The organism is Mycobacterium sp. TH-M116, assembly GCF_057473685.1.
Map to the genome: position 1 here is coordinate 1 of NZ_JBYCLC010000083.1, position 3021 is coordinate 3021.

At 60.3% G+C, this 3021-nt stretch carries 5 protein-coding genes; 2 read left to right on the forward strand and 3 right to left on the reverse strand.

From position 1 onward, the window contains the following. From AC2VOK_RS04075 to AC2VOK_RS04085, 3 genes are all read right to left on the reverse strand, one after another. On the reverse strand, positions 1-257 hold a 257-nt coding region (locus tag AC2VOK_RS04075; RefSeq protein WP_428899343.1), incomplete at its 3' end, for a hypothetical protein. Positions 258-786: 529 nt separating this feature from the next. Further along, complete coding sequence (locus AC2VOK_RS04080; RefSeq protein WP_343708394.1) at positions 787-1269, reverse strand: hypothetical protein; 483 nt, start codon at positions 1267-1269, stop codon at positions 787-789. A 20-nt stretch (positions 1270-1289) separates the two neighbouring features. Further along, positions 1290-1478 (reverse strand): hypothetical protein, encoded by a 189-nt coding sequence (locus AC2VOK_RS04085; protein WP_428899344.1) that lies wholly within the window; start codon positions 1476-1478, stop codon positions 1290-1292. 250 nt (positions 1479-1728) lie between these two features. On the opposite strand from AC2VOK_RS04085, the gene AC2VOK_RS04090 reads away from it, so the two are divergent. Together AC2VOK_RS04090 and AC2VOK_RS04095 are read left to right on the forward strand one after the other, a co-directional pair. Further along, positions 1729-1884 (forward strand): DUF4062 domain-containing protein, encoded by a 156-nt coding sequence (locus tag AC2VOK_RS04090; protein ID WP_428899345.1) that lies wholly within the window; start codon positions 1729-1731, stop codon positions 1882-1884. Between the two features lie 93 nt (positions 1885-1977). Then, complete coding sequence (locus AC2VOK_RS04095) at positions 1978-2685, forward strand: exonuclease domain-containing protein (RefSeq protein ID WP_343708392.1); 708 nt, start codon at positions 1978-1980, stop codon at positions 2683-2685. Positions 2686-3021 lie beyond the last annotated feature (336 nt).

Genomic DNA, 3021 nt, shown 5'->3' on the forward strand with positions numbered 1-3021 from the left:
AAGCGATCACCAGAGCCGTAGGCACCGCCGCGCGCCCCGGGAAGGAACTCCCAAGCGTGGCGGGTGCGCAGTTTTCCCAGCCAGCCGCCGCGCTGGAGTTCGTAGGCGAGACGCTGTGTCGCCGCTTCGTCACCGTCAAGCCCGACTTGGCGCATGACCGCGGCCAGCCGACCTGACGTCACGACCAGGTCGCCGTCGAGTTCGAGCTGCTCGACCACGTCGGCGACCGAGCGTGGGATGACTCGAGCCACTGTCAATCACCACCTTCCTTTGGTCAATATTAACGAACTACGGTTGCAGATGACAGTCCTAATTGGGGCGGCGTGCGGAGAACATGCCGTCTATGGGGCGGTCCGGCGCGTTGACGCCGTCAACACGCCGAATCGCAAACCGCAGGTGACGAACTGCACTGAAATCGATCGAAGGAGATCGAAGCCGCTGGTAGAGACGTTGACGGACACCGAATCCAGGGGTTCGAGTCCCCTTAGCTCCACTTTTCAGACACCTGAGTGTCCTTACGCGAACTTTTCTGCGCCGGGTTCCTGTTCGGGTTCAACGTTTCTCGCGCTCTAATGCTGCTGACCTCCAGGGCGTAGACAGCGTCGGCAAGTACGGATGTTCGATAGTCAAGTTCAGTGTCCGATCGATTTCCGTAGTCGTCACGGAACTGCTTAAACAATTGTCTGAGTTCAGCGGTCACCGGCGTGTCATCGCTGAGCTCTGCGTTGAGCCATTCATTGACCATTGGTATCTCCCGCTTCGGTGCAGTACTCGACGGGTGCGATGTCAGCGGTGGCCGCGCACGGGTGGCGTCCACTCTTTGATCACTTCGTCGCGGCCATGACGGATCTGGACGCGACGATAACCGTGGGTCGGTGCGAGGCGCGAGAAGTGTTCGAACATCTCCTCGGCCTGCTCTGGCGTAAGTGCCTTGTCGAAGCGAACCCATTGCCATTCGTCACCGTCAAACGTCTGCTCCCACAGCACGTAGAACGACACGCTGTCGACGACGGCACGACGGACCATTTCCGAGGGCGTCGCTCCCTGGACCTTGGCGCTATGCACTAACTCGTTACGAAGTGATTCGGGAAGCCGGATCGCCAGGACCGGTGTCTTGCCTGTCGTCGGAGTGCCCTTGTTGGGTCGTCCTTTCGGCAGGAATGCGGGATTCAGCTCGACCGAGGTGACTTCGGCCGCGGTCGGGGGATTGGCCTCGTAGTCGGCGGCCATCTCGGCGTATTCATCATCGGTGATTCGGGTCTTGCCCATGTTGATTACTCCTTTCGCGGTCAGGCCCGTTGAGGGCCGTAGTCGGGGTCGACCAGTGAGTCGAGCCCGAGGCGTGCGATGAGGCCAGGACGCAGCATCATCGCGTGGAACACTTCAGCGACACTGGGGTCGATCAGGTCGGCGATGACCTCGATCCATGGCTGATTGTCGGCGGCTGGGCCGATGAACAGGACAGGAGCGGTGTTCACGCGACGCGCTGCAAGCCCGATGCGCAGGGCGGGATTGCAATCACTGCTCTGATCTCATCGTCGGCGATGAGATGCGCGCGGGCGCTGGGCCGGATCGCAATCTCCACCCCACAAAGTGTATTACCCTTATTCGAGAAAGTGCAATACACTTTCTATGCGGGCGCACGCCGTATCGGTATGCGGGCCATCGGCACGACCCGCGGGGCTCGCGCCAGAATCGCTGGTCGATCGGCTACTCAGCAGGAAGGGTATGAAGGTCTTCATCTCCTCGGTTACGCACCTATTGAAGGACGAGCGCGCGGCCCTCCCGCCGTTTGTGAGGCTGCTTGATCACGAGCCCCTGAGGTTTGAGGCTTTCGAAGCGCAGGACCGGTCGCGGGCCCGAAACTTGTCCGCGGGGCGGTAGCGCGCGACGAGGAAGTTCTGGGTGATGATCTACTATCTCCGGATTTCCGGGTGATCACTTCGTCGGGACTCCTTTTCCTGCTAACTTGAGAGAATGACATGGGATGCAGGACCGTTCCTCGCCTTTGACATCGAGACGACGGGTACAGATCCCTGGGATGATCGCATTGTCACTGCGTCGCTCGTCGAGGTAGGTGCTGGCTCGAAGCAGAACGTCGAGTCCTGGCTCCTCAATCCGGGTGTGCCGATTCCGGCGGGTGCCGAAGCCATCCATGGGATTTCAACGGCGGAGGCATCCAGGAACGGCGTTGCGCCAGCGCAAGCCTTAGAAGAAATCACCTCCCGAGTCGCGGTATGGCTCGGAGCTTTCAACCCGGTAGTCGCTTTTAATGCCTGTTTTGATTTGACGATGTTGGAGGTGGAGAACGAACGCAATGGCGTTGCTACCCTTGTGGAGCGGCTGGGAGAGATTCGTCCGGTGATCGATCCTTTCGTTCTTGACAAGAAAATGGAAACCTACCGGCGGGGTAAGCGGACGCTGCCTGCCTTGGCGGATCTGTACGTTGTCCCGCTTGAGAATGCTCACTCGTCAGGCGCGGATGCGGTCGCCGCGGCGTTGTTGGTTCCCCGGATCGCGGCTCAGTTCCCGGAGTTGCGTGACTACTCGCTCGATGCGCTGCACGATGCGCAAAAGCTCTGGCGTGAAGAGCAGCAGCTCAGTCTTGCCGACTACTTTCAGCGGCAGGGCAACTTGGCGGCCGCTCGGTCAATACGGTCCGGATGGCCGACCGAGTTGCGCTGATGGGCGTGTCGAGCCCAAGACCGATACACAACTTGGGTGCCGAAGATCGTCGCCAACTGGAAGGCGCGCAACGCTCATAACTCGCAGGTTCCCGGAGGCGGGTAGCGCGATACGTCGCCCCAGTGCGGACTCGTCCGGGGCAGATCGTTTCGTAGGAAGTCGTTCTCGTGCTTCATAATTCGTTGTTCAGGTGTGCACCCGAAAAGATGTGAGCGCCGTTTCCACCTCGCGAAGGTCGTGCTCGTTGCATTGGGCCCAGCGCTGCTCGTCGGCGTCGAGGTGAGTAAGGAAGGCATAGCGGCTGCGGATGGTGGCGATCCAGTCCTTCAGACGCAC

What these genes read in the sequence shown, in the direction of transcription:
- AC2VOK_RS04095 (WP_343708392.1), top strand. Translation starts at nt 1,978, where the DNA reads ATGACATGGGATGCAGGACCGTTCCTCGCCTTTGACATCGAGACGACG.
- AC2VOK_RS04080 (WP_343708394.1), bottom strand. Translation starts at nt 1,269, where the DNA reads ATGGGCAAGACCCGAATCACCGATGATGAATACGCCGAGATGGCCGCC.
- AC2VOK_RS04090 (WP_428899345.1), top strand. Translation starts at nt 1,729, where the DNA reads ATGAAGGTCTTCATCTCCTCGGTTACGCACCTATTGAAGGACGAGCGC.